The 24,913-nt window shown below is 42.2% G+C and carries 27 protein-coding genes; 2 read left to right on the top strand and 25 right to left on the bottom strand.

Features of this window, described 5'->3' with window-relative positions:
- Window positions 1–30: 30 nt before the first annotated feature.
- From yfcC to truB, 3 genes are all read right to left on the bottom strand, one after another.
- On the bottom strand, window positions 31–1,722 hold the full coding sequence (yfcC, locus tag CO692_RS16885) for a putative basic amino acid antiporter YfcC (protein WP_186366405.1): 1,692 nt from the start codon (window positions 1,720–1,722) through the stop codon (window positions 31–33).
- A gap of 239 nt (window positions 1,723–1,961) precedes the next feature.
- Window positions 1,962–2,915, bottom strand: coding sequence for a riboflavin biosynthesis protein RibF (ribF, locus tag CO692_RS16890; RefSeq protein WP_081118621.1), 954 nt, complete (start codon window positions 2,913–2,915; stop codon window positions 1,962–1,964).
- 2 nt (window positions 2,916–2,917) lie between these two features.
- Window positions 2,918–3,844: a tRNA pseudouridine(55) synthase TruB gene (gene truB, locus CO692_RS16895; RefSeq protein WP_096742788.1), complete on the bottom strand. Its 927-nt coding sequence runs from the start codon at window positions 3,842–3,844 to the stop codon at window positions 2,918–2,920.
- A 122-nt stretch (window positions 3,845–3,966) separates the two neighbouring features.
- Here truB and CO692_RS16900 point away from each other — a divergent pair, with 122 nt between their 5' ends.
- The gene (locus tag CO692_RS16900) at window positions 3,967–4,545 is read left to right on the top strand and encodes a phosphatase PAP2 family protein (protein ID WP_081118623.1); all 579 of its coding nucleotides are present in this window, start codon (window positions 3,967–3,969) and stop codon (window positions 4,543–4,545) included.
- Window positions 4,546–4,596: 51 nt separating this feature from the next.
- Here CO692_RS16900 and rbfA read toward each other — a convergent pair whose 3' ends face one another.
- The 12 genes from rbfA to CO692_RS16965 form a co-directional block, all read right to left on the bottom strand.
- Window positions 4,597–4,947: a 30S ribosome-binding factor RbfA gene (gene rbfA, locus CO692_RS16905; protein WP_077454432.1), complete on the bottom strand. Its 351-nt coding sequence runs from the start codon at window positions 4,945–4,947 to the stop codon at window positions 4,597–4,599.
- A 32-nt stretch (window positions 4,948–4,979) separates the two neighbouring features.
- Window positions 4,980–7,658 (bottom strand): translation initiation factor IF-2, encoded by a 2,679-nt coding sequence (infB, locus tag CO692_RS16910; RefSeq protein ID WP_096742789.1) that lies wholly within the window; start codon window positions 7,656–7,658, stop codon window positions 4,980–4,982.
- A 12-nt stretch (window positions 7,659–7,670) separates the two neighbouring features.
- Window positions 7,671–7,973: a YlxQ-related RNA-binding protein gene (locus CO692_RS16915; protein WP_015509584.1), complete on the bottom strand. Its 303-nt coding sequence runs from the start codon at window positions 7,971–7,973 to the stop codon at window positions 7,671–7,673.
- Window positions 7,966–8,262, bottom strand: a complete 297-nt coding sequence (rnpM, locus tag CO692_RS16920) for an RNase P modulator RnpM (RefSeq protein ID WP_005225922.1) — start codon at window positions 8,260–8,262, stop codon at window positions 7,966–7,968. Before rnpM ends, CO692_RS16915 begins: the two co-directional genes overlap by 8 nt.
- A gap of 16 nt (window positions 8,263–8,278) precedes the next feature.
- Window positions 8,279–9,493: a transcription termination factor NusA gene (gene nusA / locus CO692_RS16925; protein WP_077454434.1), complete on the bottom strand. Its 1,215-nt coding sequence runs from the start codon at window positions 9,491–9,493 to the stop codon at window positions 8,279–8,281.
- 21 nt (window positions 9,494–9,514) lie between these two features.
- Window positions 9,515–9,988 (bottom strand): ribosome maturation factor RimP, encoded by a 474-nt coding sequence (gene rimP / locus CO692_RS16930; RefSeq protein WP_096742790.1) that lies wholly within the window; start codon window positions 9,986–9,988, stop codon window positions 9,515–9,517.
- Between the two features lie 207 nt (window positions 9,989–10,195).
- A complete protein-coding gene (locus tag CO692_RS16935; protein WP_264291237.1) occupies window positions 10,196–10,486 on the bottom strand; it encodes a DUF2752 domain-containing protein in 291 nt (96 codons plus the stop codon).
- Window positions 10,487–10,533: 47 nt separating this feature from the next.
- Window positions 10,534–10,968 (bottom strand): DUF4234 domain-containing protein, encoded by a 435-nt coding sequence (locus tag CO692_RS16940; protein ID WP_096742792.1) that lies wholly within the window; start codon window positions 10,966–10,968, stop codon window positions 10,534–10,536.
- A gap of 176 nt (window positions 10,969–11,144) precedes the next feature.
- The gene (gene thrS / locus CO692_RS16945) at window positions 11,145–13,085 is read right to left on the bottom strand and encodes a threonine--tRNA ligase (RefSeq protein ID WP_096742793.1); all 1,941 of its coding nucleotides are present in this window, start codon (window positions 13,083–13,085) and stop codon (window positions 11,145–11,147) included.
- A gap of 312 nt (window positions 13,086–13,397) precedes the next feature.
- A complete protein-coding gene (locus CO692_RS16955) occupies window positions 13,398–13,574 on the bottom strand; it encodes a 2-hydroxymuconate tautomerase (protein WP_005225916.1) in 177 nt (58 codons plus the stop codon).
- A 70-nt stretch (window positions 13,575–13,644) separates the two neighbouring features.
- Window positions 13,645–14,160 carry an ASCH domain-containing protein gene (locus tag CO692_RS16960; RefSeq protein WP_096742794.1) on the bottom strand — a complete coding sequence of 172 codons (516 nt, stop codon included), beginning with the start codon at window positions 14,158–14,160 and terminating at the stop codon, window positions 13,645–13,647.
- The gene (locus CO692_RS16965) at window positions 14,130–15,002 is read right to left on the bottom strand and encodes an aminoglycoside 6-adenylyltransferase (RefSeq protein WP_096742795.1); all 873 of its coding nucleotides are present in this window, start codon (window positions 15,000–15,002) and stop codon (window positions 14,130–14,132) included. The genes CO692_RS16960 and CO692_RS16965 overlap by 31 nt, the downstream gene beginning before the upstream one ends.
- Before the next feature lie 140 nt (window positions 15,003–15,142).
- Here CO692_RS16965 and helD point away from each other — a divergent pair, with 140 nt between their 5' ends.
- On the top strand, window positions 15,143–17,422 hold the full coding sequence (gene helD, locus CO692_RS16970) for an RNA polymerase recycling motor HelD (RefSeq protein ID WP_096742796.1): 2,280 nt from the start codon (window positions 15,143–15,145) through the stop codon (window positions 17,420–17,422).
- 65 nt (window positions 17,423–17,487) lie between these two features.
- Here the strand turns inward: helD and CO692_RS16975 are convergent, their stop codons facing one another.
- From CO692_RS16975 to CO692_RS17020, 10 genes are all read right to left on the bottom strand, one after another.
- Window positions 17,488–18,147: a hypothetical protein gene (locus tag CO692_RS16975; RefSeq protein ID WP_096742797.1), complete on the bottom strand. Its 660-nt coding sequence runs from the start codon at window positions 18,145–18,147 to the stop codon at window positions 17,488–17,490.
- A gap of 212 nt (window positions 18,148–18,359) precedes the next feature.
- Window positions 18,360–19,082, bottom strand: a complete 723-nt coding sequence (locus CO692_RS16980) for a YebC/PmpR family DNA-binding transcriptional regulator (protein WP_005225911.1) — start codon at window positions 19,080–19,082, stop codon at window positions 18,360–18,362.
- 79 nt (window positions 19,083–19,161) lie between these two features.
- Window positions 19,162–20,328, bottom strand: coding sequence for a nucleotidyltransferase (locus tag CO692_RS16985; protein WP_096742798.1), 1,167 nt, complete (start codon window positions 20,326–20,328; stop codon window positions 19,162–19,164).
- A gap of 27 nt (window positions 20,329–20,355) precedes the next feature.
- Window positions 20,356–21,084, bottom strand: a complete 729-nt coding sequence (locus CO692_RS16990) for a class I SAM-dependent DNA methyltransferase (RefSeq protein ID WP_096742884.1) — start codon at window positions 21,082–21,084, stop codon at window positions 20,356–20,358.
- The gene (gene rsfS, locus CO692_RS16995) at window positions 21,084–21,374 is read right to left on the bottom strand and encodes a ribosome silencing factor (protein WP_005225908.1); all 291 of its coding nucleotides are present in this window, start codon (window positions 21,372–21,374) and stop codon (window positions 21,084–21,086) included. Before rsfS ends, CO692_RS16990 begins: the two co-directional genes overlap by 1 nt.
- A 62-nt stretch (window positions 21,375–21,436) precedes the next feature.
- The gene (gene yqeK / locus CO692_RS17000) at window positions 21,437–22,036 is read right to left on the bottom strand and encodes a bis(5'-nucleosyl)-tetraphosphatase (symmetrical) YqeK (RefSeq protein WP_081118631.1); all 600 of its coding nucleotides are present in this window, start codon (window positions 22,034–22,036) and stop codon (window positions 21,437–21,439) included.
- Window positions 22,026–22,667, bottom strand: a complete 642-nt coding sequence (locus tag CO692_RS17005) for a nicotinate-nucleotide adenylyltransferase (RefSeq protein WP_005225906.1) — start codon at window positions 22,665–22,667, stop codon at window positions 22,026–22,028. The genes yqeK and CO692_RS17005 overlap by 11 nt, the downstream gene beginning before the upstream one ends.
- 12 nt (window positions 22,668–22,679) lie before the next feature.
- Entirely contained in the window at window positions 22,680–22,991 is a 312-nt protein-coding gene (gene yhbY / locus CO692_RS17010) for a ribosome assembly RNA-binding protein YhbY (RefSeq protein ID WP_005225905.1), read from the bottom strand.
- 15 nt (window positions 22,992–23,006) lie between these two features.
- Window positions 23,007–24,125 carry a ribosome biogenesis GTPase YqeH gene (yqeH, locus tag CO692_RS17015; RefSeq protein WP_096742799.1) on the bottom strand — a complete coding sequence of 373 codons (1,119 nt, stop codon included), beginning with the start codon at window positions 24,123–24,125 and terminating at the stop codon, window positions 23,007–23,009.
- 1 nt (window position 24,126) lies between these two features.
- Window positions 24,127–24,651, bottom strand: coding sequence for a YqeG family HAD IIIA-type phosphatase (locus CO692_RS17020; protein WP_008378174.1), 525 nt, complete (start codon window positions 24,649–24,651; stop codon window positions 24,127–24,129).
- Between the last annotated feature and the right edge of the window lie 262 nt (window positions 24,652–24,913).

Here is a 24,913-nt window from a genome sequence, read left to right on the forward strand (position 1 = left end):
GAGTGCTTCCTCCTTGTGCCTAATTACTTCTTATTGCAAGCCGATTGCGACCGCAATAAAGATGAAGATCGTTCCTAATACAAATAAGAACCCTTGCATTTTGATCTGGAATTTCGCCCATTTCACCCATTCGATTCTTGCGACACCCAGGACACCGATTAGACTTGCTGATACTGGCGTGAAGGCATCCATAAAGCCTGATCCCAATTGGTAAGCCAAGACAGCGATCTGTCTAGATACACCCAAAAGATCGGCTAACGGTGCCATGATCGGCATGGTTAATGCAGCCTGACCTGAATTTGAAGTCACGATCAAATTGAAGAAACTTTGGAAAATGTACATGAACCAAGCCCCAATAAATGCTGGAACATTGCTTAACAAACCGCCGATGCTATGCAAAATCGTATTCAACGCTGACGGCACGTTGGCATCAGAACCGCCGAGAACCAGAAGAATCCCTTTGGCCATCCCTACAACGATTGCAGTTCCTGCCAATTCTGAGGCACCTGATTGAAAAGCACTCGCCACGTCATTCAAGCCCATATTTTCTAATTTGAAGAGAACTGCAATGATTCCTGCCCCTAAGCCCATAACAAAGAATTGGGAAGCAATCTCAGGAATATAATAGCCTTTTTGTGTCACACCCCAAACGATCCAGATCAAGACTGCTAGCATTTCAACCAAGATCAATTTATGACCTAATAGAAAGGGTTTTTGCTCACTAGAGGTTTTCTCAAGATGATTTCTAAAATATGCATCCGATTGATAGGTTAGTGACTTCTCCGGATTCTTGCGGATTCTTTCGGCATAGATCATGAGGTATCCTGCAGATAATGCGGTAACCACGACCCACATGATGATTCGGAACGTTGCCCCTGAAAGAACCGGAATACCTGCGATCCCTTGAGCCACTGCCACACTAAATGGACTCATCCACGAGGTGGCATTCCCAATCTGGGAGGCGACATAAGTGACAGTGACCGCCACGATCGAATCATACCCTAATGCGATCACGAAAGGTACCATGACCATCGAAAACGGAATGACTTCTTCTGCCATCCCAAAAGTAGCACCCCCAAATGAAAAAGCAAAGAACAATAACGGCAATGCCAAACGTTCTAATCCACGGGTTTTGCTGATAAACGCAAAGATCCCTGCATCGATCGCTCCGGTTTGCATGATAATACCAAATGCACCCCCGACCACTAAGATCAGCGCTGCGATCCCAACTGCTGATCCATATTTATCGCCAGAAACCAACCCTTCAAAAACAAAATTTAAAAAACCGAAACCGTTAAAGTCATCAGTTCCCCAAACCTTGGCTGTTTTATGCAGTTTTTCAGAAGTATCATAAATTTTTTCCCCGTAAAGACTGTAAAGCGTATCATCGGTTAGTCCCACCTCATCTAATTGACTCTGGGATAACTCTTTAGGCCCTTCAGCTAGAACAGCTGCTAAAGCCTCAGGATCGACATCTATTTCTTCCAGCTCTTGTGGATCGTCTTCCAATTGATTCAACTGTTGATAGACGTATTCGTTATCTAACGGGTAGGCATAACGAAACGAATCTTGCATTAAGACCGTTCTGGTACTGATTTCCCCATTTGCATCGGTATACTCGATTTCTTGTGTACTAAATTTCCCAGCGGGAACTAAGAAAGTCAGCAACCATGCCAACAGCACAACCCCAAAAATGATGACATACGTATGCGGCGTTTTCATTTTGGTTAAATCTTTCTTTTCTTTCCCCTTTTTCGCTTTTTTTCCAATTGTCACTTTTTCTCTCCCTTTCCCTTTGCAGCGTACTGCATAAATTATCATTTTAGCCTATTTTTTAGTATATCGAAAAAACGTTTTTTCCTCATGGGGAAAGCATTAGAATTCAAATAAACTACGTTATAAAAAGAGAGAAAAAGAAAAAGTGAAAAGAAGCCAGAAACGCTTCTTTTCACTACGAATGATTAGTTTTCTTCTGAAAGGCCATCAAAATAAGCTTCAGTGTCTCGTTCGTCTTGCTTTAATTGTTCAATCAATGCTTGCGCACCATTGAAAGCCACTTGATCACGCAAGAAATGATGCCAACGGATTGCCACAGTTTCCCCATAAATATCTTGGTGAAAATCGAGAATATAGATTTCAACTGTTAACTGGCGCCCTTGACCAAAGGTGTCATTGTGACCAATCGATCCCATCGATGGATACCACTTGTCACCGACTTTGATTTCCGTCACATAGACACCTTCTTTTGGCAACCGAACAGTGCTCTTCACTTTGATATTCGCGGTTGGAAACCCAAGTTCTCGTCCTCTAGCATCACCGTGAACGACGGTTCCTTCAAATTCATAAATATACCCTAACAAGCGATTGACTTGCGCCATATCGCCATTTTGTAGCGCAGAGCGAATGCGTGTGGAGCTAACCTTTTCTTCATCAAACGATTCTTGCGCGACAGTCACAACTTCAAAACGTCCTTCTGCATAGGTTGGCAACAGCGCCATGTTGGCAATTTCCTTCTTGCCATAGGTATAGTCAAAACCTGCAACAACAACTTTTGCATGCAGTCCGATCATGTATTCATCTACAAATACTTGCGGTGCCAAATTTGCAAAAGCAGAAGTAAATTCAATGATATAAAGAATGTCTACCCCAAGTTGTTCCATATGCGCTTCTTTTTGAGCCAAACTGGTCAGGTATTGCATTTTTTCAGGATCGACTTTTTGAAACACGATCGAGGGATGTTGATTAAAGGTCATCAACGCCAATTTTAATCCTTTTTCCTCTGCAATCTTGCGCCCTGTTTCAATGACTTTCTGATGGCCTAGATGCACGCCATCGAAAAAGCCTAAAACTAAGACGATCTCCTCTTCAGGAATCGTTGCGTGATCATAAGGGTGTCTCATTTCAATGATTTCCATGTTCATTCTCCTATTTCTGTACGGATGACTTTTACCGGTTTCATCATATCGTGGTATTTGTCATGAGCTTTATAAATACTAATTAATTTTTCTTGATAGAAAATCGCCACTAACTCTTCTGGGCGCTCTTGTAATCCAAATGCACGAAATGGCAAACGCATGCCATTTTTTACTTTCTGCCAGAGGTCCGCATCGATCGTCACTTGAACAAACTCCGATACCCCGTATTCTAAAGGTAGTAGTAGTTCCGGAACACGTTGTTCATCGACTGCCTTTTGAACCTCTGCAATCGTGTAAGATTGTTCTTTAGAAAAACCACCGCTTTTTAGGCGTGTCAAATCAGACATATGCGCGGGTACACCCAGCAATTTCCCTGTGTCGACCGCTAATGTGCGAACATAAGTCCCTTTTCCACAAGAAACTTCAAAACGCCAGCTTTGCGTATTGTCCTCATGAGTAACCGGCTCTGAAATTCGTTCAAAGGAATAAATTTCGGCTTTGCGTTGTGGCCGCTCGACAGTTTCATTGTTGCGGGCATATTCGTAAAGTCGTTTGCCATTGACTTTGACCGCCGAATACATCGGGGGTACTTGGGTAATCGTACCCGTCAACTGTTTCATTGCCTGATCGATCTCTTCCTTCGTAAACGGACGAGTTAGTGCTTGTTGTTCAACGATATCCCCCGACCGATCTTCTGTAGTGGTACTGAAGCCCAAAGTGATCTCACCGGTGTAGACTTTTCCAGAATCAACCAAGTATTCAACGATTTTCGTTCCTTTTCCGATACAAATGGGCAAGACACCATCCACGTCAGGATCTAGTGTGCCGCTGTGCCCAATCTTTTTTGTCTTTAATATTTTTCGTAATTTAAACACGCAGTCGTGACTAGTTTGTCCACGCTCTTTCCATAATGGTAAAATCCCGTCCATCGTATTCCTCCATTTCACTTCAACTTGCTTATTATAACATATAAAAAAAAATCATTGCACGACAAAATCCTTTTCGCACCTTCTCATTACATGATAAACTAAGCATATAAGGAGGTCCTAAAATGGTTGTTTTAACGATAGGCTCATTTATTGGATTTGCCATTTTTTTGATCATGATTCAGCTCGGCACGATGCAGCGTTGGGAAGAAGCGTTTGCTTTGCAGATCATCCAAAGCCGTACTCCGTCTTTGACGCGCATGATGCACTTTTTTACCAATTTAGGAAAAGCCTTTCCGACAGTTGCGATCGCTTTACTGTTGTTTGCCTTTCCATCATCGCGGGCGGATCTTGCACCAAAAACAGCAGTCAGTATCTTCATAGTATCAGCAGCTGCTTATCTAATCAAACGAATCGTCCGAAGAGATCGGCCGATCGATCATCGTTTGGTTGAAGAAAAGGACCATAGTTTTCCTAGTGCCCATGCTGCCACATCAGCCGCTATGTACGGAACGATTGCTTTGAATCTTGGAATTTTGGTTCCCACAGCAGTCCTTCCGATGACTCTACTGGCAATTTTGTTAAGCTTTATGATTGGCTTTAGCAGAGTCTACTTAGGGATCCATTTTTTAACAGACGTGATTGGCGGTTGGCTTTTGGGGACAGGGGTTGCTGGACTGGTCACTTTACTGATGAATACCTGATGCTCATTTCAAATAAAAAAAGAACAGCTTCGATTGGAAGCTGTTCTTTTTTTATTCTTCTGAGTGCAATGAACGAATCATTTCATCAATTTTATTCCCGTATTGTACAGATTCATCCAGTTCAAATTGGATTTCTGGGACTTTATAGAGCGTTAACGCTTGACCTAATTCACGACGAACTAAACCAGTTGCTTTTTCCAGTCCTGCTTGGGCTTTTTGCTTATCTGAAGCTAAGTCCGTTAGAGTGCTGTAAAAAATCGTTGCTTGCTGCAAATCTCCAGTTACTCGTACATCTGTGATCGTCACATCTTGCACGCGAGGATCACGAACTTTTTTACGAAGAATTTGATTGACTTCTTTTAAGATTTCTTGTGCCACTCGGCGATCTCGATAATTAGCCATTCAAAAAGCCTCCTTGTATAGTTGTCATTCCGTTATTTTGTCGGTACTTCTTCCATCACATAGCCTTCGACCACGTCATCAACTTTAAGATCGTTGAATTTCTCGATCATCGCGCCACATTCAAACCCTAGCTTCACTTCTTTGACATCGTCTTTGAAGCGTTTCAAGCTGGCAAGTTTGCCTTCATAGATAACGATACCGTCGCGGATCACGCGAACGCCACTGTCACGACGAATGCTGCCTTCCGTCACATAGCAACCAGCAATCGTACCCACTTTAGAAACTTTGTATGTTTCACGAACGATCATTTGACCAGTGATTTTTTCTTCGAATTCAGGATCAAGCATCCCTTTCATCGCTGTTTCGATTTCTTCGATCGCTTTGTAGATGATGCGATGCAAACGAATATCGACTTTTTCCGCTTCCGCTTGCTGTTTGGCTTGCGGTGTTGGACGGACGTTAAATCCGATGATGATGGCATTACTTGCCGCTGCTAGCGTTACATCACTTTCATTGATGGCACCAACGGCTGAATGGACGATGTTTACTCGCACACCTTCCACATCGATTTTCTTCAATGACGCAGCTAATGCTTCAGCTGAACCCTGTACGTCTGCTTTGATGATGACATTTACTTCTTTCAGTTCGCCTTCTTTTAGACTTTCAAACAAGTTATCTAATGTCACACGACTACTTGATGCGCGTTGCTCCATTAAAGCACGTTTTGCCCGTTCTTCCCCTGCTGCCCGAGCTGTTTTCTCGTCTTCAAAAGTAACGAAACGATCCCCTGCTTGAGGGACATCGTTCAATCCTGTGATTTCGACAGGTGTAGCAGGTCCTGCTGTTTTATCACGACGACCTAAGTCATTCGTCATTACCCGAACACGACCGAAGGTATTCCCTACAACGATTGGATCACCTACATGAAGCGTTCCTTGTTGAACCAATAGGGTAGCCACAGGTCCTTTTCCTTTATCAAGGCGTGCTTCAATGACGGTACCGATTGCCCGTTGGGTAGGATCAGCTTTCAAATCTTCCACTTCTGCTACTAAAAGAATCATTTCAAGCAATTCTTCAATGTTTTGCCCAAATTTCGCTGAGATTTCAACGAAAATCGTATCGCCACCCCAGGCTTCTGGGATCAACTCATGTTCACTTAATTCTTGCATCACGTGTTGTGGGTTGGCACCTGGCTTATCGATTTTGTTTACTGCAACGATGATCGGTACTTTTGCTGCTTTCGCATGGTTGATTGCTTCCACCGTCTGTGGCATCACACCATCATCAGCTGCGACAACTAAAATCGTGATATCGGTGATACTTGCTCCCCGTGCACGCATACTGGTAAAGGCCGCGTGTCCAGGAGTATCTAAGAAAGTGATTGGTTTGCCATTGATGTCGATTTGGTAAGCCCCAATATGCTGGGTGATTCCTCCAGCTTCACCACTCGTCACTCGTGAATGGCGTAAAGTATCAAGCAAGGTTGTTTTCCCATGGTCAACGTGTCCCATGATCGTCACAACAGGTGGTCGTGACACCAAGTTCTCTTCGACTTGTTCTTCTTCTTCAAAGAATTTATCGATGTCTGCGATATCCACTTGGACTTTTTCTTGTGGTTCAATTCCGTAATCAGTAGCAAGCAGTTCAATCGTATCTTTATCTAAAGGTTGGTTTTGATTGACCATAACCCCCATCATAAAGAGTTTCTTGATGATTTCAGCTGGTTCACGGTAGATTTTTTTCGCGATATCCGCTACGTTCATGCCTTCTGTGTATTCCAATACTTCTGGTAACTCACGGAATTTACGTGCTGGAACTGGCGGTTTCTTTTCCGTCTGCTGACGGCCTTTTTTGCCTTTTTTGTTAAATTTGTTGCGATTGTTATTGTTGAAATTGTTATTGGGACCACCGTAATTTGACTTGCCGCGGTTTTGATTTCCTCCACGGGAATCATTCGATCCTTGCGCACGGTTATTGTTACGGTCTGCCCCTTGCGTATTTCCTCCAGATTGAGCGGCCGGACGGTTTTGTTGTCCTTGGTTGTTCGGACGGTTTTGCTGCCCTTGGTTTGTTGGGCGGTTTTGTTGTCCTTGGTTATTCGGACGATTTTGTTGTCCTTGATTGTTTGGACGGTTTTGTTGCCCTTGGTTATTCGGGCGGTTTTGTTGTCCTTGATTGTTTGGACGGTTTTGCTGTCCTTGGTTTGTTGGGCGGTTTTGTTGCCCTTGATTATTCGGACGGTTTTGTTGTCCTTGGTTTGTTGGGCGATTTTGTTGCCCTTGATTGTTACGATTCTCTTGGTTATTCACTCGATTATGACTTCCTTGGTTATTTGGTCTGTTACTTCCTTGACTGTTCGTGCGATCTACTTGTCCTTGACCAGCAGGACGGTTATTACTTTGCGCAGTTCGCTGTTGACTTTGATTGTTATGACGGTTTTGGAAGTTAGGATTATTTCTTTGCGTTTTAAATTTCTTTTGTTCTTGTTTTTCCGGCTGGTTGGCTGGTTTCTGATTTGCGGGATTTGAGTTTGCAGATGTTTTACCATTTGGATTGCCGCCTAATGACTGCTGCAATTTCTGCGCCTCTCCATCTGAGATCGCGCCCATATGATTTTTGACATCAAAGCCTAAAGATTGTGCTTTTTCAACAACCTCTTTGCTCGATTTGTTCCATTCTTTTGCAAGTTCATAAATTCTTTTTTTCCCCATGCAATCACCTTCCTAACCTAATATTAATTCCTGCACCTTCCTTGCAAATCCTTGATCTAAGATGCCAATGACCATTCTTGGTTTCCCAATGGCCGCACTGATTTCATCAGCAGAAAATGCATCTAGGAGCGGAATTTCGTAATAAGAACTTTTGTCCTTAATTTTCTTTTGTGTATTTTTACCAGCATCACTGGCGACAATGACCAAAGCAGCTTTCTCATTGCGAATCTCTTTTAAGGTCATTTCTTCACCAGTCACTAATTTCCCAGCACGCATGGCTAGTCCTAACATATTTAATGCTTTGGTTTTATTCATTTGCAAATAACTCTTTTCGCGCTTTTTGGTGCGTTACATAGTCCAATAGTTCTTGGTAAAATTCATCTGTCAATTTCGTTTCCAACACTCGATCTAAAATACGCTTATCCCAAGCTTTCTGGGCTTCAGCCGGTTCGATCGCTATATAGGCACCACGACCAGGCATTTTTCCGGTTGGATCAATAGAAACAACGCCTTCTTTTGAACGAGTGATACGAAGCATTTCTTTCTTAGGCAACATTTCACCTGAAATCACTGATTTTCGTAAAGGAATTTTTCGTTTTTTCATCACGATCTCACCTCAACTATTTTTCGTCAAACTCAACATTTTCGTAATCATCTGCAGTCATGTCTGATGAAAGGATTGCTTCATCGAGCGTTTCTGTAGATTCCGTTGCTTCTGTGCTGATTTCTTCAGCAGCTTCTGAAGCATTTGCATCATACTCATCGATATAGTCGCCTTCATCCAACTTCGCATAAAACTCTTCCATGTCTGTTTCTGATTTAATATCGATTTTGAAGCCAGTCAATTTCGCTGCCAGGCGGGCATTTTGTCCCCGTTTACCGATCGCCAATGACAATTGGTAATCAGGCACGACAACGGTACAAGACTTCGGATTATCAACATCGAAAATAACGTCGCTAACTTCCGCTGGATTCAATGCATTGGCAATGAAGATCGCTGGATCTTCATTCCATTCCACGATGTCCATATTTTCGCCTTTTAGTTCATTGACGATTGCTTGAACCCGTTGTCCTTTAGGACCAACACAAGTGCCGACAGGATCAACGTTAGCATCAAAAGAACGAACAGCCACTTTGGCACGATCCCCTGCTTCACGAGCGATACTTACGATCTCTACAGTACCATCATATACTTCTGGCACTTCTTGTTCAAATAATCGGCGTAGCAAATCTGGATGGCTACGGCTAACGAATACTTGAGGCCCTTTAGACGTATTTTCAACACGAGAAACGAATACTTTGATCCGATCATGGGGTTGATAAAACTCATTTGGCATTTGGTCTTGTTTTGAAAGTACTGCTTCAATTTTACCTAAGTTCACATAAATATAACGATTGTCTTGACGCTCTACGATTCCTTGTAGAATGTCTTTTTCATAAGCACTAAATTCGTTATAGATAATGTTTCTTTCTGCTTCTCGAACTCGTTGCAAAATGACTTGTTTGGCCGTTTGCGCCGCAATACGACCAAAGTCTTTAGGTGTTACTTCAAAGCGGATTTTGTCGCCGATTTCATAAGCGGGGTTGATTGTCATCGCTTCTTTTAATGAAACCTCTAGTTGCGAGTCCATGACTTCTTCTGTCACTTCTTTGACTGCATATACGTGGATGTTGCCTTTTTTCTGATCAAATTCCACTTCCACATTTTGTGCTTGCCCGTAATGACGTTTGTACGCTGAAACCAATGCCGCTTCCAAGGCATCGATGACAATCTCTTTTGAAATGCCTTTCTCTGCTTCTAATGCATCCAATGCATTCAACATTTCTTTACTCATGATTCTTTCATTCCTCCGTGTTTAAAATTGAATGGCTAAACGAGCTTTGGCAATATTTTTCCGGTCGATCGTTCGTTCTTTTTCTCTGGTTTTGATTCGGGTCTTCATAACTAGCTGATTTTCGTCGAATGACTGTAAAAAGCCTTCGAACTGTTTTTCTCCATCAATCGGTTGATACAAAGAAACATGAATGTACTCGCCGACTGCCCGTTGATAATCTGCTTCTTTCTTCAATGGACGCTCGGCGCCAGGGGAAGAAACTTCCAAGAAATAGGCTTGTGGAATAGGATCAGGATCGCATTGGTCTAATTGTTCACTAAGTTGTTCACTGACAAAGGCACATTCCTCGATATCGATTCCGCCTTCTTTATCGATGAACACACGAAGAAACCAATTTTTCCCTTCCTTCACGAATTCTACTTCAACTAATTCAAATTTTTGCGCAACCAGAATAGGGGTCACTATATCTGTAACAGTTTCCACTACTGTACTCACAACATCGCCTCCTTTATTTCTCAACGAAACGAACTTCATTCCATTAAAAAGAGTGAGCGAAAAAACCGCTCACTCACTCTAAGTATCATTACATTGTAAATATAACACAATTTTCATAAAGATTCAACTACTGTCGCATGTTCCCTTCGCTTTCAGAAAAAAACAAAGCATTTTCTTAATGTTTTTTAATGCTTGGGTGAATGGATGTTAGTGAATCACTTGACCAATCCGACGTAGTAGTTGTGGGAAAATACTTTCTGGATCAAAGTCCATGGGCGCTTCATGTGGGAAATGAAGCCAGAGCCGACCACCATAAATTACTAGTACTAAAAGTGTCAATGTCACCCACAGGTTTTGACTGTGGTAAAGTTTGCCGATTTTCGGATTTTTTTTGAATAAAACGATCCCGAATACGATCGGCACTAACCAAAACAAGGGATGAAAATGTAGCGCGCCTTGAAGATCGCCTTGGAATAAATGTAAATATGCGCGCGTCATGCCACAACCTGAACAAGGAACCCCCGTTATCCATTTAAACGGACAGATCAATAATCGACCCAATCATCTGAATCAAACGGATCATTTGAAGCATCAGATGATGTCATAGTATTTTGATCAACTGCTTCCCACATTTGGTTCATGTCTCCTTGTAAAATCGCCATATTGATAAAATCAAAATTAAAGAGGCTTAAGACAACAAACAGAATTTTGTTGTCACTCAAACGAGGCATTTTCGCTCGTTGTTGCGCACTCATAAAGATATCCGCGATTCGATACCACCAATAAATTTGGTACAACCCACAAGTAAGGATCGTTAATAAAATCGACGTCTCTGGTGAAAGACGATTGTCCCCACTGTACTCTGCTAGTTCTTTGGTTGTTTGGTACATCCAAAAGAATGTATAAATGCCACAAGTAATAAATGTTAATAGAATGACCGATACAACCGATTTTTTTCTTACTCCATAATTATAGTTCATCACATACCCCTTCTATTTTTCTCCTTGTTGCTACCTGTTAATTATATATGATTTTATTCACAAAAACAAAATTTTCTGCATTTTCCACAGTTTTTATAGAACAAAAATAGATAAACAGCACCTGCTAAAAAGCAGGTGCATATACTATAAGACAATTATCTTCTTTGTAACAAAAACTATGCGCGACTATAGTTTTTCACTTCTGCAGCCATAGCATCAACAAAAAGATTCAACTCTTCCACTTGAGTTTCTTTGCTGCCATAGCGACGGATATTGACTGTTGCGTCATTGACTTCTTGATCCCCAACAACGATTTGGTAAGGAATTTTTTGTGTTTGCGACGCACGGATCTTGTACCCCATTTTTTCATTGCGATCATCTACTTCCACTCGTAGACCTTGCGCTTGCAAACGTTCTTTGATTTCGTAGGCATAGTCGCTGTGGGCTTCGACTGAGACCGGAATGATCGATGCTTGGATTGGTGCCAACCAAGTTGGGAATGCGCCTTTATAGACTTCTGTCAAATAAGCCACAAAACGTTCCATTGTTGAAACGATCCCGCGGTGGATCACCACTGGACGGTGGTTGTTTTCGCCATCTTCACCAACGTATGTCAAATCAAAACGTTCTGGCAATAAGAAATCCAATTGGATCGTTGACAATGTTTCTTCCATACCTAAAGCTGTTTTCACTTGGACATCTAGTTTAGGTCCGTAGAAAGCTGCTTCACCGTCAGCTTCAAAATAATCCAATTCTAATTCATCCATGGCTGCTTTTAGCATTGTTTGCGCATTTTCCCACATCGCATCGTCATCAAAATATTTGTCTTTATTTTGTGGATCGCGATAGCTTAAACGGAAACGATAGTCAGTAATATTAAAGTCTTCGTAAACGCCCACCATAAGATCCAGTGTCCGTTTGAATTCTTCTTTGATTTGATCAGGACGAACGAATGTATGACCGTCATTTAAGGTCATTTCACGAACCCGTTGCAACCCTGATAGCGCGCCAGATTTTTCGTAGCGATGCATCATCCCTAATTCAGCGATTCGAATTGGTAGTTCACGATACGAATGGATGTCATTTTTGTAAACCATCATGTGATGCGGGCAATTCATTGGTCGTAGAACCAGCATTTCGCCATCACCCATATCCATTGGTGGGAACATGTCCTCGTGGTAATGATCCCAATGCCCTGATGTTTTGTATAAGTCCACGTTTGCCATGATTGGTGTGTATACGTGTTGGTACCCAAGGCTAACTTCTTTATCAACGATATAACGTTCGATCGTACGACGGATCGTTGCTCCTTTTGGCAGCCAGAAAGGCAGACCAGCGCCGACTTCAGGAGACAACATAAACAATTCTAATTCTTTCCCTAGTTTACGATGATCGCGTTCTTTTGCTTCTTCCCGTAAACGGATAAATTCCTTCAAGTCTTTTTTATCGAAAAAGGCTGTTCCGTATACTCGTTGCATCATCTGGTTATCAGAGCTTCCACGCCAGTAAGCACCTGCCACTGATAACAATTTGTATACTTGGATACGACCAGTTGATGGGACGTGAGGACCGCGGCAAAGATCGACAAATTCACCTTGCTGATAGGCAGTAATCGTTTCGTCATCTGGTAATTCAGTGATCAACTCTACTTTGTATGGATCTTCGGCAAAAAGGGCCAACGCTTCTTCTTTTGTTAATACACGTCGTTCGATTGGCAGATTTTCTTTGATGATCTTCATCATTTCTGCTTCGATTGCAGGTAGATCTTCCGCAGTTACTGGGTTTTCCCCATTATCTGTGTCATAGTAAAAACCAGAATCAATTGCAGGTCCTACCCCAAAATGGATCGATGGATAGAGTCTGCGCATAGCTTGAGCCATTAAATGAGCTGTCGAATGACGAAGTAAGCCTAAGGCGTCTTCGTGATCGGGTGTCACGATCTCAATCGTTGCATCTTCTTCGATCGGACGATTAAGATCGATCAGTTGTCCATTGACTTTTCCAGCTAAGGCTTTTTTTGCAAGACTTTTCGAGATACTTTCAGCAATCTCTTTGGTTGTTACCCCAACAGCAAATTCTTTTTTTGCGCCATCAGGAAATGTAATAAATAATGACATATGAATGTCCTCCTTTGAATGATTTCAATCAATAAAAAAAGTCCTAGTATCGGTTACGATACTAGGACGATCACTCGTGGTTCCACCTATTGTTTAAAAACAGAAAAAGTCTGTTTTCCTCTTCATGAGATAACGGTTCAACCGCCTCCGTTTCGACAGAGGTCTAAAAAAAGTGGTCATCCTTTGGTTTTCTTCTAGGAAATTTTCAGCCAAGATTTCCCTCTCTTATCGAAGACTCTCAAATTCAGGTGTCTTTTTTATTGATCGATTATGGCTCAATTAAACCACTACCTACAAGAAAAAGCAAGAGAATTATTTCCAATCGCCATTCACAGCATAGGTTCCTTGCTTCATTTCATTGATGATAACGTGGATATGCTCCTTAGGGGCACCCGTATTTTTATGGACTGCCTCAGTGATTTCTTTCATCATATTCGTCAGTTGTTCTTGTGAACGCCCTTCAACTAGTTCGACATGGATAAATGGCATACGATTTCCTCCTTTGTTTGCTTTTGATTATACACCTTTTTCAAAAAGACAAAAGCGATTGTCGCGCTTTTCATTGAAAATCATGGCCTTCATCTTCTTGATACACAACAGAAAACTTCTCGCAAACACACAGCATTTGAGCATGAAAAGACAAACCCGCTGAGGCATAAGCTCGTCGAAAAAAAGCTTCATGAACACGGCGCCAATAAGCCAAAGTGCGATCTCCTTCCCCTTCTAAAAAGGCGAACGCTGCTGTCACCTCATCAAAAGGCACGATCGACACTGACTCTAAATAAAGAACAGCTCTTGGGACATCCGAACCATCTAAAAGAACACTATACGTTCCTGATTGCGGCAATGCTTCTTGCTCGATTTCATAGAGCGCAGCGGCAGATGTCGTTGCCGTCTTTTTGCCAGCTAAAACCAGTGCTGCCAGTTCATCGGCCATTTGTGGGGTATCACCAAAGGACCAAGCATCTTCATAGGTCAGAGCAGATTGGTTTCTTGAGTTTACTTTTAAAAATCGTTGCCAAAAAGCCTGAATCTGACTGCCTTTTATTTTTGATTCTCTGGACTCATCTGCCAATTTTTTTCACTCCAATACTTCGTATATGTTTGGACATTCTCAGCTTCTTGCCAATCATAAGCCAATCCCAATTTCTCGCTGATTTTCTTTGCTTGGTCATCAAAACGTTTTTGCATCTTCAAAAGTGACTGACCGCAAGCAGTGATCGTGGAAAAATCAAGCAATGAGGTCAATTCCCGCCACTCCTTTTCCGTGAGAAACGACTGCAGGTATTTATGATTTTTTCCAGTACTCACCTGAAATTGCTGAGTGTGGGCAACAAACAAATCTTCAATCCATAACAATTCTTGCCAACAAATGGTGTATAAATGATCCGCAGCATAAATCAGCTGCTTTCGAAGCAGCCCTTTCACGACATACGTGCTTACCCACCAAAATTCGTTGCAGTGTTCCCGAAAAGCGGCTTGGGTCGGACGCTTGATCCAGTAATGCGAATGATTTGCTTGATTAGTAAAACTTAGTAATTGGTCTGGATCAAGCAGCGGCTGCAAGCCTGGTTCGTTAGCCAGCCGATCGACCAGTGCAAGAGGACAAAGCATGAGATCGATTCTTACTCCGTCTAAAAAATGCATCAAGTACGTAAAACAACCACTCAGACTGGGCGGATAGATGGTGCTAGCTTCCGGTGTTTGCCTGATCATGAGCGGTCCAAAGGCTTCTAACCATGAAGGATCATCGACCAAGGGCTGAATATCATCCATTACATAAACCACATCAAAGTCTTGCAAAAAATCTTTTGGCGCCTGCGGATCGGTCCGTGAACCAGATAAACCGATGGCACGTGCCCCAACACCTTCGCCCACCGATTGGATCAGTCGGAGTAGTTCTGCTTCTTCCCTCACTCTTTCCACCTCTAATTCGACTAATTTTTGAATTACTATGCTCTTTCTATAAATATTAGCATAGTTTCTTTTTTTCCACGACATTCGCAGGGAAAATATGCTATAATTTTATGTCGCAATTTTTTTAAGGAGGATCCTTCGTGAACGAACGTCAAAAAGAACAACAACATGTTAATGAAACCATTGCTCTGATCCACAGAGAACAAGCGATCCTTTCGCAGCAAAAACAAGAATTAGCCGCTAAAATGGATGATCAATTAAAAGAAATCGCCGATAAGAAAATTCGCGGGGGCGACAGTGAAGCCTTTTATGAATCAGTTATCGAGTACCAGCAGCATGAACAAGAATTGCTGATAAAATACCAAACCGCAGAATCGCAAGAAAAACGCGTCAAAACCTTAACAACGATGGCGGGCAATCCGTATTTTGCTCGAATCGATTTCAAAGAAGAACAAGAGACCGAGACCCTCTATTTGGGGATCGCTTCATTGCGAGACAAAGATGAAGAAACGATCGTCATTGACTGGCGCGCACCGATCGCCAATCTTTACTATGAAGGAGAGCTTGGTGAGACCTTCTACGAAACAGACACTGATCGGTTTACGGTAGAATTGCTTTTGAAACGCCAATTTAAAATTCAAAATGGTGAAATCTTGTCGATGGTCGATACTTCGGAGATCATCAATGACGAATTTTTGTTGGAAATTTTGGATGAAGCCTCTTCTTCTCAAATGCGTAACATCGTTTCAACGATCCAAAAAGCGCAGAACCAAATCATTCGTGATACCACCAATAAATTCTTACTGATCGAAGGGATTGCTGGAAGTGGGAAAACCTCTGCTTTGTTGCAGCGGGTCGCCTTTTTACTTTACCGGAATCGCAAATGGCTGGATGAAAAACAAGTCTTGCTGTTTTCACCCAATCATTTGTTTTCTGATTATATTTCCATGGTCCTGCCTTCTTTAGGGGAAAGTGAAGTGCCCACAAGAACCTTCCACCACTTTATCCAATTGATTCTGACTGGCTATGAAGTGACGAAAGAAACCCAACAAGAAGAAACCTTTTTAAGCGGAGACGACGACGCCATTGAAAAAATCAAAAGCAGTCTTTTCTTGGTGGAAAAAATCAACCGTTATGTCCGTTCCATCGCACCGATTGGTCCCTTGTTCCGTGATCTAAAAATCCAAGGGCAAACCTATTTGACAAAAGAACAAATTCGCCGCTGGTATCAAGAAACCAATAATGAACTGCCGATTTACCAAAGAACCCAACTGCTTCAAACGAAATTATTAAAAAAAATCGGCGGCTTGGAAAAAGATGAAGCCAAAAAAGACTGGGTCAAAGAAGCGACCGAAGAACAATTGCAACAAGTATTCGCCAACGATCCTCATCAAGAATACAGCGAAGAAAACGAACGTCGTTTGCGGAAGAAGCTCAGACAGCAAATCGTCCGCAAGAAGTTCCGTTCCTTGACGCGGGGAGTGAAAAACTTTCAGTTTATCAACCAAGCCAAACAATACTTACACTTTCTACAATCGGTTGAGTCTGCTGCAGTCAAAGAAACTGGCATCGAGGCTGCGGCTTGGCAGCAAAGTATTGCCGACATTCGTCAAGGTATGCGCCAAAGACAGATCAAACAAGAAGACGCCGTTTTGTTTTTCTTACTGATTAAACAGCTCTATCCTGTTCACGTCGAAGAAAAAGCTCGGTTTATCTTTATTGATGAAATGCAAGATTTCCCACCTGCCCAAGTGGCATTGCTGCGTCAGCTTTATCCAAAGGCTGGTATCACCCTTTGCGGCGATTTGAATCAAAAAGTGTATGGCAATGAAACGATCGTCGGGGCATTAGCAGAATTATTCCCTCACGAAAGTGTAAAACGTTATCAATTGAAAACCAGCTATCGTTCGACTAAGGAAATCACAGATTTCGCCAATCAATTTTTAGTGGGCAGTGATCAAGTGGAATTGACGGCTCGTAAAGGGGCGGTACCAGTAATTACTAAAGGAACTGCAACTGAAAATCTGGCTTTCCTAGAAACTAGTATTCGTGACGCAGCTGAGAATCAGCGTTGGCGCACCGCGATCATTTGTAAAACCGCAAAGGATTGCCAACAATTATATGATCAATTGGCAGAAACAATGCAGGATCAAGTGCAGTTGATTACTTCTGAAGAAGACTTCATGAAACGCAATGTGATGATCTTCCCCGCCTTTTTAGCAAAAGGGCTAGAGTTTGACCAAGTCTTTGTCTGGACGCTGGGGGCCGCTTTTGAGACCGAACAAGACCAATTGATTTTCTATACGATGGCGACACGGGCCATGCATCAGTTGACAATTCTTACAAACGAAGAATTGCCGCTTTTAGCAAAAGCTAATCCTGCCACTTATCAGTTCCAAGAAGCATCAAAGATTGACTAAAAAACTAACAAAAAACATCACGATCGGCTTGTTTCATTTGAAGAAACAGTCGAAAGTGATGTTTTTTAGCCTTTTAATTCGCCGATAAACAAGCGGGTTTCTGGATAACGCATCCCGACGATGGTTAAAATCATTTGCAGCTCAGAAACGTGTTCTGGCTCTTCTGGAACGAATAATTTTGTATGTCGGCCGATACTGCCGTTATCGATCAAGCGATGGGTACGATTCCATTGACTAAATTCCTCAATCGTCGTAAAGCGACTAAGAGGGAAGCCAGCACCATCAAGAATTTCTGTCAATCGAAAAAGTACATATGAACTATCGATAACAAATTCTTTTCTGTGAGGCAAAGCACGCGTTCGTTTATAATCAATAATTGCTTTTTCTGGTCGGTGCTCTAAAAGCCAATCCAACAGCAAGAAGAACCCTTCCATTCGGTACTCATCGATAAAAAGTCGTTCAGAGTATTCCGACATGCGAAAGACTAATGGAATCAAAAAACGCTCTTTATAAATCAATAATGGTGCGCGATCAACCACGACGTTTAAATAACGATTTAAGTAGGAAGAACCACGATAATCGCCCAAACGATACCCCTCTACCCCATACTTTTTATATTTTCGGCAAAGGGCCGAACAGTCAGAAATCGATACAGACACTTCTGCTAGCTTCTCAAAACCACTTAAGATTCGATTAAATGGCTCTAAAACGATTTTTTCTTCCATGTCTGCCCCCCTAACGAGTTGTTTGCTTATGTAGTAAATCATAACATATAAAATGCCTAGAAACCAACTGAAAAGATAATGAATCTGGAAGAATTTTCAAGAGAAGTGCTTCTCGCTCTCTTGTTTTTTCACTTGGCTAAGCAGCGGAAAACCCATTGAAAAAAAACACCAAAAAATGGCAGCCAGATTACCTCTAGGCTGCCAAGTGCGTTTTATTCTTCGGCGTCTGCCACATTGTGATAGACGTTTTGTACGTCTTCAAGATCTTCTAACACATCGATCATTTTTTCGAATTTTTCTAGATCGTCACCCGTCAAGGTTACTTCATTTTGAGGAATCATTTGCATTTCTGCAATTGAGAATTCAGTGATTCCTTTTTCTTTCAAGGCTTCTTGAATGGCATGGAAGTCACTTGGTTCACCGTGAACGATGATTTGTCCATCTTCTTCAACAACATCACGAACATCGATCTCTTTGTCCATCAAATATTCTAAGATCTCATCCGCATCGTCACCGGCAAAGCCAAAGAGTGCCGTGTTATCAAACATATAAGCAACTGCACCTGAAACGCCCATGTTCCCGCCGTTTTTACCAAACGCGGCCCGAACATCAGCTGCAGTCCGATTGACGTTGTTTGTCAAAGTATCGACGATCACCATAGATCCGTTTGGTCCAAATCCTTCATATCGAAGTTCTGAGTATTGTTCATCGCCAGAACCTTTGGCTTTTTCAATCGCACGGTCAATAATGTGTTTTGGCACATTGTAGGTTTTCGCACGTTCGATAACAAAGCGTAATTTTTGGTTCGCGTGCGGATCAGGATCACCCGATTTTGCTGCTGCGTAGATTTCGATTCCAAATTTTGCATAAACTCGGCTATTGTTTGCATCTTTAGCAGTTTTCTTCGCTACGATATTTGCCCATTTACGACCCATGATTTCACTTCGCTTTCTTGTTTTTAAAAATCCTTATTCATTATACTTGTCAAATGGCGTTCTGTGAAGTAATTTTCACTTATTTATCAATAAAAAGCGGAATTCTTCGAAAATTTTGTTCTGTGATTTGAGCATTCCCTTGTTGATAGATCTGGTCGATCCGCAATGACAAGCCATAGCGCTGTGCTTCTTGCTTACCGAATTTAGCGATCAGCGGCAGGGTCAGCTCTTTTTTGACCTCTTTTAAATAGTGCTGCCCTTGCTTCGTATACCCTAAGACTCGAATAAAGGAATGTTCTTGGGCTTCCTTCATTTCAGCTTTTGTCACTTGGAACAATACATAACAAGCAAGGCGCTGCAGCCGCGTTTGGGTATAACGCTTCGTCTTTAACAACTTGATAAAATCTGCAAAAGAATCCGCCGCCGTCACATATTGTTTCAGTCGATATTCTAGTCCTTCTTCCATCTGGTAAATAGCCGCTAATTTTTCAAGAGGGGCAGAAATGATCTGGTATTGAAGGTACGGCCAAAAAGCTTCCCAGTCGACTGTTGCTTGTGAAAGAAAGTTTTGTGTAGCTTCCGGAACAAAATCCGCAACAGCTGCACCTTGTTTGATTGCTTGGCGAATGGCTGTTGCACTGGCGATCGTTGGATGATCGAATTGTTCTGAATGATAGGACGCCGCAACACGTTGGATGGGGACCAAGCGCAATGGTTTTTCATAATGTAACACTTCCCGTGCATACGCCATACCCAACAGATGATTCGGCTGATCTTTTTCTGCATGGTACTCAGGATAAAGCTCACTGAGAACCGCACTCATTTTTTGACTATAGGTAGCATTTTGCCTAGCTATGCGTTGAAATGCATCATCGATCATCCGCTGATTTTCTTTTTCAAACTGAGCGAACTTTGCATAGTCAAAGGGTTGTTTCGCATCTGTTCCAAAACACAAAGAATCACATTGCAGATCTTGTAAGACCCTAATCGCTCCCGCTGCAAAAAAATCAGCAGACTGGACGGCCCAAGCGGATGGCAGTTCAACGACCAAATCGACGCCATTTTGCAATGCCGCTTGGGCTCGCTGCCATTTATCGATGATTGCCGGTTCACCACGCTGTAAAAAATTTCCACTCATCACGGCTACAATGACCTCGGCGTTGGTTTCTTGCCGAGCTTTGTCCACGTGGTATTGGTGTCCATGGTGAAAAGGATTATATTCTACGACTAGTCCGCAAGCCTTCATCGACATCCCTCCTGTTTTACATAACGGTTACTTATGGCAGACAAAAAACCAGCGACGGCTTTTTTCATTTGGTTTCGTATCGATAAAATCGGCGTAGCATTCAACATTAGCAAAACCAGCATTTTCTAACATTCTTAAATAGCTTTCGAGAGGATAGGTTCTTTCTTGATGAAGCTCATCTAAGCGTTCAAACAAGCCATTCTCTTGTGCAACAAAAAAGGTCAGAAAGTGTTCAATGCTATGGTCTTTTTCGCCTTGATAGCTTTCCCAAAGAAAGGCAAATTCATCGGTTTGGTAATGATAGCTATAATCAGGAAAGACTTCATCGATTTGATATAAAGAATGCACATCAAATAAAAACACGCCATCTTCTTCTAAACAACTGTAAACACCATCAAAAACTTGCTGCACACTCTGCTCGTCTTCCATGTAGCAAAGGGAGTCAGAATAACAGGTAATTGCTTGATAGGTGCCAACATCTACGAGATCCAGCATGTCACCCGCAACAAACTGCACAGCTGCCGCTTCTTTTTCTGCCCGTTGACTAGCGATCATCAGCATCTCTTCTGAAAGATCCAACCCAGTCACATCAAAACCAGCATTGGCAAATTCAACGGCTAACGCACCGGTTCCACAAGCCAATTCTAACAGCTGTTTTCTTTCTCCTAAATGACGACAAGAAAAATCCAGCCACTTTTTATAGAGACTGGAATCCATTACTTCGTCATAGACAAATGCGAAGGTTTCGTAAGCCATTACGCCACGACCCATTCATTAAGATCCACAAGCGGCGCATCAGACCATAATTTTTCTAGGTTGTAAAAAGCACGTTCTGAGGCACTGAATACGTGAACGATCACGTCACCTAAATCGATCAAGACCCATTTTCCACCATCTTTTCCTTCGACACGGCGAACAGATACTTGATTTTCTTCTTCTTTATCGATGACTTCATCGATGATCGCATTGATTTGACGTTCACTATTTCCTGAACAGATCACAAAGTAATCTGCTAGTAAAGAGATTTCCCGCACATCTAATGCCATAATATCTTCGGCATGTTTTGAATCGGCGGCTTTTACAGCAATTTCTAATATTTTCTGACTATCTATGGTAATTCCCTCCTATATTTGGCTACCCAAAAATTGTAGGTTTCGATCGTTTTTGGGTAGATAACTGCTTCTGTTTCGATCAAATGAAGCAAGGTATGTTTCGTTTCGTAAGCAACAGCGGCATCTAAGTCGATCATTGCGATTTCCCTAGCCTCAACGACTCCAGGAAACGTTCGTCCGGGTTCGATATAATCTGCCACATAGATGATTTTATCTAGTAGGCTCATCTTGGCAGCTCCGGTGGTGTGCAAACGGATCGCTTGTAAGATTTCTTCATCATCGATCTCTAATTCTCGTTGAACGAAATCAGCACCGACGAGTCCATGCCAGATCGCATTGTTCCAGTTCAAGAGATCCAAATCAAAGCCATCTCTACGAATGACTAATCGAAATTCTTCATCGCTGCGTTCTTTTGCATAATCATGAGTCAAAGCAGCAATGCTGGCTTTGACCGGTGAAGCGCCATATTTTTCCGCAAGGGCAACGGCGGTTTTTTCGACACCCAACACATGCTCAAAGCGCTTTTGACTCATCTGCATTTGGACCTTTTGCATCAAAAGTTCCCGTTCTGCTTGTGTGTAGTGTTCACTCTTCATCCAAGTACAACCCCTTTTCTTGAATATAATGTAACACATTATCTGGCAATAAGTAGCGAACGGAACAACCTTGTTGTACTTTTTTACGAATTGTCGTTGAGCTGACATCCATCAAGGGGATATCAATCCAAATAATCGGGTATGGACTGTCAATGGGCACTTCCGGGCGGCGAACCCCCACAAACGTTACCAATTCCATCAGCTCATCGATTTGATGCCATTTTGGTAAATAGTTCACCATATCTCCGCCAATGATAAAATAATAATTAGTATCTGGATTCTTAGCTGTCAATTCCCGCATCGTATCAACTGTATAACTCTTCCCTTTTCGTTCCAACTCAATGGTCTCTACAGCAAATCGCGGATTATCGGCGATCGCCAACTCCAACATCGCCAAGCGGTGCTCAGCTGGGATCGTCTTTTTCTCATCAACATGAGGCGGTAAATACTCAGGCATGAAATAAACTTTATCCAGCCCTAATGCTTGCCCTACTTGCTCACCCATGACCAGATGTGCGTAGTGTACTGGATTAAAATTTCCACCAAGAATGCCCACTTGCTTTTTCGGTACCAGTTCTTGTGTTTGTGTTTCTAAAACCGTTTGTACCTTGCCAAATGTTTGTCCTTGCATGCCTTTTCCCTCCTAAATTGAACGAACTTTGCTTGAAATCGTTTGGTATTTTTCTTTGCTTGACGGTTTGAATAAAACGATCACTCGTCCGATGATCTGTACCACTTCACAGCCGACTTTCTCACGGATCGTTTCAGCTGCTTCGTCAGCAACCTCATCGGTATTTTGGAGCAATGAGACTTTGATCAATTCTCGTTTTTCTAGTGCTTCTTCAATTTGCGCCATCATTGCGTCATTCAAGCCGCCTTTGCCGATTTGAAAAATCGGATTTAAATGGTGCGCTTCACTTCGTAAAAATCTTTTTTGTTTTCCTCGTAAGTCCATAATCTTCCTTCTTCCTTATACTAATGCTTTACGTCTAAGCACATCGACACCTTTTGGCGCCCACCCGGCGATGACACACGGTTTGGTGATCGTGATCCAGCCAAGTCCCGCAAAAACGATGTCGGTTTTTTCTTTGATTGAAAATTCAAAACGGACGAGTTCAGGAAAATCCGCCACTTCATCTGCTCGCGGCGGCTGCAGCAGCCCACCAACATGTTTCTCATAAAACTCATCGGCTTTCGTTAATTTGGTCCGATGGATCGCCACATCATTTGCTACATAAGCAATAAATGAACTGCGTTCTCCTAGAATGAAATCAAACCGGGCAAGTCCTCCTAAGAACAAGGTTTGTTCTGGATTCAATTGATACACTTTCGGTTTGATCTCTTTGGCTGGTGCCACGATTTTTAGATCTTTTTTACCTAGATAATGCGCCATTTGATGACGATGAATGATTCCTGGTGTGTCGATCAAAAAGTGCCCATCGTCCAATGGAATCTCGATTTTATCCAATGTGGTTCCAGGAAAGCGCGAAGTCGTGATCAGTTCGTTGATCCCCGCTGTTTGTTTGATGATTTGATTGATCAATGTCGATTTCCCAACATTTGTCACACCAACCACATACACATCGCGTCCTTCACGATACGTTTCGATCGCTTGCAGTAAAGCTTCCGTTTCACCTGGTTTCTTGGCGCTCGTCAATAATACATCGACGGGTCTTAAGCCAGCTTCATGGGCACGTTCCTTCATCCATTGGGTCATCTTCGATTTTTTCAAAGATTTCGGTAAAATATCCACCTTGTTGCCCACTAATAAGACAGGATTATTCCCAACAAAGCGGTGCAGTCCTGGGATCAATGAACCATTAAAATCAAAAATATCGACGACATTAACGATCAAGGCATCTTTTTCTCCGATTTCATTCAGTAAACGCAGAAAATCATCGTCTGTCAGCGAAACATCTTGAATCTCATTGTAATGGCGCAAGCGGAAGCAACGTTGACAATAGACTTCTCCTGATTCAATTCCTTTTTCTAATGCAGATTGCGGGGTGTAACCCAATTCGTTAGGGTTTGTTGTTTGAATCAATGCCCCGCAGCCGATACAGTGAATTTCTTCGATTCCTTCTGTCATATTAAATTCCTCCACGCCATTTTAGCTCTGGGTTATGTTTCAATAGATAGTTCATGATTTTTCTTTCTGCCGCTCGATTAAACTGGGTTTTCCAAGAATCCGTTGGGATCACTGGTTTCACTAAAATACTGCGAACACCGGCACGATTGGCACCTCGTACATCCGTCATGATTTGATCACCGATCATGACGACCTCTTCTTTTTTCAAACCTAATTGCTGATACCCTTGTTTGATCCCTCTTGAAAAAGGTTTTAATGCGCGGTGTACGTACTTTAAGCCAAAGGGGGCAACTGCCCGTGCCACTCGTTCACTATTGTTGTTAGAAACCACTATCACCGGTATGCCAGCGTTTTTCATTTCCAATAACCAGTTTTTTAATTCTTCGGTTCCATCAGGATTGTTCCAAGCAATCAAGGTATTGTCAAGGTCAGTCAAAATCCCCTTGATTCCCTGTGCCTTAAGTTGGCTGGGCGTAATTTTATAAATCGCATCGACCATCCAAGTCGGTTTATAATTTGAAAACATAAAATCTCCTTTGCTGCATAATTTCTTCGCATATTAAAAATCGGCGACTCGTCAACGATCCAAATTGTCGATCCTTAAAAAGAAACAGTCCGATCTGCATAAAATCACGCAGATGGTTTCTATCAAGATCAGACCTCTTCAACCTGTAATTATACAATAGAATCTTTTTGAATACTAGCAAGTGCGCCAGTTTCTGCAGGTTTCTTGTAAAAGAACTGAAAAAGGAACCTGCCAAGACAACCGTTTGTTCTATCACTTCTTC

Origin of the sequence: Enterococcus sp. FDAARGOS_375 (assembly GCF_002393265.1) — a bacterium.
Taxonomy (GTDB): Bacteria; Bacillota; Bacilli; order Lactobacillales; family Enterococcaceae; genus Enterococcus_D; species Enterococcus_D innesii.

Bases quoted from the DNA above. Each gene is read 5' to 3' on its own strand.
- yfcC (WP_186366405.1), bottom strand. From the start codon at position 1,722: ATGAAAACGCCGCATACGTATGTCATCATTTTTGGGGTTGTGCTGTTG.
- ribF (WP_081118621.1), bottom strand. From the start codon at position 2,915: ATGGAAATCATTGAAATGAGACACCCTTATGATCACGCAACGATTCCT.
- truB (WP_096742788.1), bottom strand. From the start codon at position 3,844: ATGGACGGGATTTTACCATTATGGAAAGAGCGTGGACAAACTAGTCAC.
- CO692_RS16900 (WP_081118623.1), top strand. From the start codon at position 3,967: ATGGTTGTTTTAACGATAGGCTCATTTATTGGATTTGCCATTTTTTTG.
- rbfA (WP_077454432.1), bottom strand. From the start codon at position 4,947: ATGGCTAATTATCGAGATCGCCGAGTGGCACAAGAAATCTTAAAAGAA.
- infB (WP_096742789.1), bottom strand. From the start codon at position 7,658: ATGGGGAAAAAAAGAATTTATGAACTTGCAAAAGAATGGAACAAATCG.
- CO692_RS16915 (WP_015509584.1), bottom strand. From the start codon at position 7,973: ATGAATAAAACCAAAGCATTAAATATGTTAGGACTAGCCATGCGTGCT.
- rnpM (WP_005225922.1), bottom strand. From the start codon at position 8,262: ATGAAAAAACGAAAAATTCCTTTACGAAAATCAGTGATTTCAGGTGAA.
- nusA (WP_077454434.1), bottom strand. From the start codon at position 9,493: ATGAGTAAAGAAATGTTGAATGCATTGGATGCATTAGAAGCAGAGAAA.
- CO692_RS16935 (WP_264291237.1), bottom strand. From the start codon at position 10,486: ATGACGCGCGCATATTTACATTTATTCCAAGGCGATCTTCAAGGCGCG.
- CO692_RS16940 (WP_096742792.1), bottom strand. From the start codon at position 10,968: ATGAACTATAATTATGGAGTAAGAAAAAAATCGGTTGTATCGGTCATT.
- thrS (WP_096742793.1), bottom strand. From the start codon at position 13,085: ATGTCATTATTTATTACATTTCCTGATGGCGCAAAAAAAGAATTTGCT.
- CO692_RS16955 (WP_005225916.1), bottom strand. From the start codon at position 13,574: ATGCCATTTATCCATGTCGAACTAGTTGAAGGGCGTTCACAAGAACAA.
- CO692_RS16975 (WP_096742797.1), bottom strand. From the start codon at position 18,147: ATGGAAGAAAAAATCGTTTTAGAGCCATTTAATCGAATCTTAAGTGGT.
- CO692_RS16980 (WP_005225911.1), bottom strand. From the start codon at position 19,082: ATGGGTCGTAAATGGGCAAATATCGTAGCGAAGAAAACTGCTAAAGAT.
- CO692_RS16985 (WP_096742798.1), bottom strand. From the start codon at position 20,328: ATGAAGGCTTGCGGACTAGTCGTAGAATATAATCCTTTTCACCATGGA.
- CO692_RS16990 (WP_096742884.1), bottom strand. From the start codon at position 21,084: ATGGCTTACGAAACCTTCGCATTTGTCTATGACGAAGTAATGGATTCC.
- rsfS (WP_005225908.1), bottom strand. From the start codon at position 21,374: ATGGCATTAGATGTGCGGGAAATCTCTTTACTAGCAGATTACTTTGTG.
- yqeK (WP_081118631.1), bottom strand. From the start codon at position 22,036: ATGAAGAGTGAACACTACACACAAGCAGAACGGGAACTTTTGATGCAA.
- CO692_RS17005 (WP_005225906.1), bottom strand. From the start codon at position 22,667: ATGCAAGGACAAACATTTGGCAAGGTACAAACGGTTTTAGAAACACAA.
- yhbY (WP_005225905.1), bottom strand. From the start codon at position 22,991: ATGGACTTACGAGGAAAACAAAAAAGATTTTTACGAAGTGAAGCGCAC.
- yqeH (WP_096742799.1), bottom strand. From the start codon at position 24,125: ATGACAGAAGGAATCGAAGAAATTCACTGTATCGGCTGCGGGGCATTG.
- CO692_RS17020 (WP_008378174.1), bottom strand. From the start codon at position 24,651: ATGTTTTCAAATTATAAACCGACTTGGATGGTCGATGCGATTTATAAA.